This window comes from Kerstersia sp. (assembly GCF_052103615.1).
Taxonomy (GTDB): Bacteria; Pseudomonadota; Gammaproteobacteria; order Burkholderiales; family Burkholderiaceae_B; genus Kerstersia.
In genome coordinates this window covers 1-6,493 of record NZ_JBQEKA010000123.1, presented here as the reverse complement: position 1 = coordinate 6,493, position 6,493 = coordinate 1, and the positions used below count along the sequence as shown (strand labels likewise).

The following is a 6,493-nucleotide window of genomic DNA, read 5'->3' as shown; positions in this document are numbered from 1 at the left end:
GCTCAGGCCTTCGGGCTTTAGCGTTTGACTGTCCTACTTATGGGGGTCAGTTCAGTCTTTCCGTCTGGCTTTTTTTACCTGGCAGCCCGGCGGCGGCGCTGATTCCAGCACCGGAGGCAACGCTAAAGCCGCCCTATTCACTGCACTGAGCGCTGTACAGAACGCCACACCGAATGCTGCACTGAATGCCGCACCGTTATGGCGCCAAGCACAGGGCTGCCGTCAGTGTTGCCCTCAGTGTTACCGTCAGGGTGCCGGATTCGGCTGGCGCTGATGGATATGCTCGATTTCGGCCAGCAGTTCTTCATCCAGCGTCAGATCCACCGAAGCAATGTTTTCCTTCAGCTGATCCAGTTTGGTCGCTCCCACCAGATTACTGGTGACGAACGGACGGCTATTGATGAAGGCCAGCGCCACTTGCGCGGGCGATAGGCCGCGGCGGCGCGCCGCATAGACATAATCCCGCGTCGCCGCCTGCGCCTGTTCATTGCTATACCGCGCAAAACGCTCATACAAGCTGATGCGGCCGTCTGCCGGGCGGGCGCCGTTCAGATACTTGCCAGTCAATACGCCAAAGGCCAGCGGCGAATACGCCAGCAAGCCGATCTGCTCATGATGCGAAAACTCCGACAGCCCGGTTTCAAACGTGCGGTTCAACAGGCTATAGGGATTCTGAATGCTGACGATACGCGGCAAGCCCAGTTTCTCGGCAGCGCGGAGAAATTGCGCCACGCCCCAAGGCGTTTCATTGGAAACACCGATGTGGCGCACCTTGCCCGCCTTCACCAGGTCGGCCAGCACGGTCAAGGTTTCTTCAATGGCAATGGTTGATTCCCCTTCGATCCAGGGGTAGCCCAAACGGCCAAACGTCGCCGTGCTGCGGTCCGGCCAATGCAACTGGTACAGATCGACGTAATCCGTTTGCAGGCGCTGCAGGCTGGCATCCAGCGCCGCCGTAATGTTGGCGCGGTCCAGAGAGGTCTTGCCATCACGGATATGCCCCTTCTGGTGGGCCTGGCGCACCGGGCCCACGACTTTCGTCGCCAGCACGACCTCGCTGCGCCGGCCGCTGCGCTTGAGCCAGGAACCGATATATTCCTCCGTGCGGCCCTGGGTTTCGGGCTTGGGCGGCACAGGATACATTTCGGCGGCATCAATCAGATTGACGCCTTGAGACAGCGCATAATCAAGCTGCTCGTGCGCCTCCTGTTCGGAGTTCTGCTCGCCCCAGGTCATTGTGCCCAGGCCGATCAGGCTGACGTCGATATCGGTACGTCCAAGTTTGCGGTATTTCATCTGTCGTCGTATTCCTGAATGAAAAATCTGCCAAGAAAGCATGCGCCTCAACCAGCCCCGGCATCAGCCAGAGACCTGGCCGGTGCCGGCAAGCGCTGGCACGGATGGTAAAACGAAATGCTTCCACAAGCGCCTTGCGGCTGGCTATAAGTTAATCACACTCCCTCATCCAGACGAAACATACCCCTACGCTGCGCCAGCCGTGCGGCGGCCGCCAGGCGGCCTCCCTGTTTTTATCCTATCCCCTGCCGGCAAACATCCGGCCGACAAAAAACCCCCGGTATTGGCATGGCGCCAACAAGCGGGGGTCTGACCGGAAAGCATACCGGCCGGAATCAGTTTCGCGGGGGGATCAGCCCGGTTTGCCGAGCAAACCTGATAGCGATCCCAGCAGGCTGCTGGCATCGAAACCCTGGCCTTCCTTCACTTCGCCATCAGGGGTCGCCTGATCGACCACTTGCGGCAAGACCTTAGTCAACAGGCTCAGCACGGTATTGTCGTCCTGGCCCGATTGCTGCGCCAGGCCGCCCACCAGCGCGGCAGGCAGCACATGACGCAGCTGGTCGATGGAAACCGGCAGGTTCTGGCCCTTGCCTATCCATGAAGCAACGATGTCGCCCAGCCCGCCCTTGCGGAAGCTATCCACCAGGCCGGACAAACCGCCAGGATATTTTTTCAGTTGTTCCAGCAGGACGGGCAGCAGCGCGGCGGGGCCGGACTTGCTGCCGCCAACCAGAGAGCCCAGGGAACCCAGGGAATCGAGCAAGCTCATGAGAATACCTCCAATCTCGGCATCAATAACACGATGACACTGACACGATGACACTGCGCCAGGGCAAGCAAAATGGCGGCAGGCTCATACGGCCTGCCGCCATTGCGCCCGCCAGGCCGGACCCAGCCAGCCTGCCGGTGCAGAAAGAGGGCTTAGTGTAAGTCCTGCTGCCCGTCACCGCGCCACAGGTTTACCTTGTTTTAAACCGCACCTGATACCCCGCGCGCCGCACGGCGGCGGGCAGCCCAGGCTGCCAGCGCCGCCAGCAGGCCGCCGCCCAGCGCGCCGCCGCCGCCATTGCCGCCGTCTTCCGTGCCGGAACCGTCGATAACCTTCACCGTCAGGCTCTTGGTTTCGGTCTGACCGGTGTAGCCCTTACATTGCAGCGTAAAGACATAGTCGCGCAGTTCGTTAAGCGCGGGGAGACGGTGGGAAGCGCTGGCGTCATACGTGCCCTCCCAGTCGCCGCCCGCCACGCAGCGCTCCGTGCCTTCGCTGGCCCATTGCAAGGTCGGGCGCGTCCCGGGACGCGCCACGCTGGCGCTGCTCACGAATCGCGTCAGCCGCGCATCCACCACGGGAACGTCCACCTGGAATAAGGTGCCGAAACCGTCCACTGTTTCACGGGTCGTAATGACATCGGTCTCATTGCCGCCATAGCGGGACACGCCAATCAAGGTCTGATGGCGCTTGCCGTCGCTGTCTTGCTTGATGGGCCCAAGTCCCAGCCCTGCCGGCCTGGCTCCTGTCGTTGCCACATCGAAATAGGCCAAGGGTTCATAGACCGGCGCATCGCCTTCCGGCGCGGTCACGCGGAACAGAATGCCCGCACCCAGCGCTTCGGGATCCTTGGCGCTCGTGAGGCGCCGCGCATCCGCGCTGGTTGTGCCATAGATATTGCCGTCCGCCGCGCGCACCAGCGGACCTGCCGGGTTGGAGCCGTCATTTTCGACTTTATTGTCGGCCTCAGCGAAACGATGCAACACTTCAAAGCTACTGCCGCCACGCTGCTTGTTCATCCGCCACAAAGTCCCGCCTGCCGCTGCAGTCGAGGCTTTTGTTGAAAAAGCCGTGCCATACAGCCAGTCGCCCACTTCGATCATGCTGGAAACATAATCCATGCCGGCGCGCGCTTCGCCGTCCCGGCCCTTGCCAAAGTTATATAGCACTTCGATCTTATCGCCCTCGCCCGGCTGCAAGCGCTGGGCAAGATCGTCGGCCTTGATACGAAACAACGTATTGCTGGGCTTGCCGTTGTTATCGCTCTCCGGCACGCCTTCGACGTTCTTCTCACTGCCGCTATTGCTCGCCAACACGTAGAGCGCCTGATCTGCCTCGCTCCAGACCTGGAGTAGCGGCGCCGCTCCTTTGTGCTGGCGCAGGGTCGTGACGGGGCGCAGTGGACCAGGCCGCTCGATCGACTCGTTAAAGTCGCACAGATTGGCCGATGGCTGCAGCAGCTGCCCCGCGCCAGGCACAAAATGGTAAAGCACATTCTTGATATTGCGGCTGGCATGGGTCGAGGTGCAATTCGCCAAACCGCCAGCTCCATTCAGAAACAGGCGGCCCTGGCTATCTTGCGTCATCTGGCCGCGCGGCTGAAATTCCTTGGCCGGCAGTTCATCACCATGATTGACCAGCGGCAACACCTGCCCTTCACGAATCACAAACAGCACGCCGCCGGGATTCAGGCCGTTCTCATCCAGGGCAGATTCCGAGCCGCCATAGATATCTCCTGTCCTGGCATCGCGGAGCAAGGGCGTAATCTGCACGCCAATACGGGAATTCAGAATCTCATACTGATAGCCCGTGCCATCGACACCCACCTGGAAAGCCGTCGCGCTATAGAACTGGCCGCCGAAAGCCCCCGTCCACTTATCCTCGCTGCCTTCCTGAGTCAGGCCTATATAGCGATTCTGACTCTCGACATAGATAGGCGGGGTATAGGGTTTAGCCCCTGGAAAATGACCGCCATTGCTTGCAGGCCCGGAAAAGACCAGCAACGGCTTGGGCGCGAACTGCGCCTGTTCCTTGAATGCGTGGGCAGCGCCCGACGACAGCAGCAAGGCCAGCGCCACGGCAACATGGGTGCTCAATGCGCGGCGGGAAAAGGAAAATGTGGACATCTTGGTGTTCCTGCGGATAAGGAATGGATCTGTGCAAGCTGTCCGCCGGGCTGCCCTGAACCGCAGGCAACCGGCGGCGACATGACATCAGCGACGGCGACGGGCCAGACCGGCCACTGCCAGCAAGAGAAGAACACCGGCCGGCAGGCTGCCGCCGCCATTGCCGAACTCATTCTTGTTGCCGTCCTTGCCGATGATGGGCGAATTAACATAGAGCGGCACCACCGCCGAGACCGCTGTTCCCTTCACGCTATCAGTGCATTGCAGCGTGTAGTACAGCGTCCCGTTGGCAGGCGTGAGTACCACGCTGCCCGAGGTTTCCTGCGGCCCCTTCCAATCGCCCTGCGACGAGCTGGCCTGACAATCCTGGGTCTGCCAGGACGTCCAGGTCAGCGTGGCGCTCGCGCCTGCGGCGATTTCCTGCGGGCTCATCGTCAGCGTGATAGAAGCCGAAGGCAGATCGCCATCCAGATCCGCCACGAACACGGCGCCATTATCGTCATACGCCTTCTGCTCGCCACGGTTGTTGGTATAAGCCGAGCCGCCGCGGCTGGCCACGCCATACAGGCGGCCATCTTCGCCTGCCCGCACCCCCAGCGGACGGGAACCATCAACGTCGTATTTAAAGGAATGCAAGCTCTGGAAGCCGCTGGCCGTCGCCCGGCCATTGGCGTCCGGGGCCAGCGCGCTGGTCACGATGCGGAACAAGGTGCCGCCGCTCAAACCCTGATCGGCCCAGGCGACTGTTTTATAGCCCGTGCCGGCTGCGTATTCTTCCGCCCCGACAGCACGGCACTTGGCCCGGTCGATCTCAACGCTCAGGTCTTCGCAGGTCGGCGCGTGATCCAGCAGTCCTGCCGCAAACGACCACGAGCGGTGACGGCCGCCGCTAAGCGTCGTGCCATAAATATTGCCGTCCTTGCCAAGGGCCAGCGGGCCGCGCGGCGTGCTGCCGTCCTCGCCGGAAAACTCATGCAGGATCTGGAAGCGCCCATCTTCGTCGCTGGCATCCTTGGGAAGACGGTAAACCGCGCCATGCGCCACCTGGCCGTCATAATGCGGGAACGCCTCCGTGGGCAACACGTTTTTGCCGGGGTAACGATAGCCGCACAGCGGGCTATCGGCAGACACGGCGGTATAAGCCGTCAGCACTGCCTTCCACTTCGTATAGACCTGGCAACGGTTGATGGAGGTCGTGCCATAGATATGCCCGTCCTTGCCTTCCACCAGCGAGGACAGGCCGACCATGGCTTGCACGCCATTGGTACTGATCGTCACATCCCCTGCCGTCCCCGGCACATACAGGTCGCCGCTGGGGTAATAACGCAGCTGTTCATTGCCGGAGTGGCTCTGCACGTTGATCTCGCCTTCCTTCAGGCGGAAGGTGTGCAACACGCGGAAGCTGCCCGCGGGATTGGCCGGATCCAGCTTGAACAACGTCCCTGTCGGCGTCTCCGGCGCTTGCGGCGTCGCTGGCGCGTTGGGCAAGCCGCGATCGTAGCCGGTCACGCCGTAGAGCCAGCCATCCGAACCCAGAATGATGTCATTCAGCACTTGCCGCATGCCATCCGGCCCGGCCTGGAATTCATATAAGGTCGAAAACTTATCGTCCGCATCGACCTTGAAAATCCGCCCATGGCCGCGCTCGCCCTTGTCGGCGCCGTACAGATTGTCCTGCGCATCCGCGACCAGCGCGCCATTGGGCATGTTCAGTTTGCCCTGAGTGCTGGTGATGGGCACCAGATGCGTGCCATCGAACTCGGTACGGAATACCGCCCCCTTGCGCACGGCCAAGGCATATTGCGCCGTCTCGCCCGCGGTGCTGGGGTCGTACTGTTCGGCGAACATGCTGACAATCACCCCCATGATGCTGCCATCGCTGGTACGCACTGGCGTGCCCGGAATCAGGCCATAGACGCGGTTTGCATCCACCTCCAGACGCTCATAATGGCCAGGAGAGGCTTGCATCCACCACAGCCCGACGCTGCCTATGGCGCGCAAGGCCTGGCCAAACGAACCGCCAAAGAGATAGGGGCGCTGTGAACTGGGATGCTTCACGAACAAAGGCGGCGAGGAGGGATCCTTGACGCTGGGCCAGCCCTTGGCTCCTTCCGCGCCGGTTTCACTCGCGCCGGTGTAATGGAAGGACGTCATTTCCGTCACCGCCACCTTGGATGCGCCGGAGACTTCGCCCTCAGGCAAACCGGCAGCGCTGGCGGCACTGGCGGCACCGGAGGAGAGGGCCCAAACGCTCAGGCAAGCAGCAGCCAGCGCTGCGCGGCGGTAGCGGGCGGGAAAA

4 protein-coding genes are annotated in these 6,493 nt (G+C 61.8%); all 4 read right to left on the bottom strand.

Features of this window, described 5'->3' with window-relative positions:
• Window positions 1–246: 246 nt before the first annotated feature.
• Window positions 247–1,296, bottom strand: a complete 1,050-nt coding sequence (locus ACTJGZ_RS15430; protein WP_441663782.1) for an NADP(H)-dependent aldo-keto reductase — start codon at window positions 1,294–1,296, stop codon at window positions 247–249.
• Window positions 1,297–1,648: 352 nt separating this feature from the next.
• The gene (locus ACTJGZ_RS15425; RefSeq protein WP_441663783.1) at window positions 1,649–2,083 is read right to left on the bottom strand and encodes a YidB family protein; all 435 of its coding nucleotides are present in this window, start codon (window positions 2,081–2,083) and stop codon (window positions 1,649–1,651) included.
• A gap of 185 nt (window positions 2,084–2,268) precedes the next feature.
• The gene (locus ACTJGZ_RS15420) at window positions 2,269–4,194 is read right to left on the bottom strand and encodes a hypothetical protein (RefSeq protein ID WP_441663781.1); all 1,926 of its coding nucleotides are present in this window, start codon (window positions 4,192–4,194) and stop codon (window positions 2,269–2,271) included.
• Between the two features lie 87 nt (window positions 4,195–4,281).
• The coding region (locus ACTJGZ_RS15415) for a choice-of-anchor tandem repeat GloVer-containing protein (protein WP_441663780.1) at window positions 4,282–6,493 on the bottom strand (2,212 nt) is incomplete at its 5' end.

Excerpts from the sequence above, each read along its gene's own strand:
- ACTJGZ_RS15430 (WP_441663782.1), bottom strand. The coding sequence starts at position 1,296 with ATGAAATACCGCAAACTTGGACGTACCGATATCGACGTCAGCCTGATC.
- ACTJGZ_RS15420 (WP_441663781.1), bottom strand. The coding sequence starts at position 4,194 with ATGTCCACATTTTCCTTTTCCCGCCGCGCATTGAGCACCCATGTTGCC.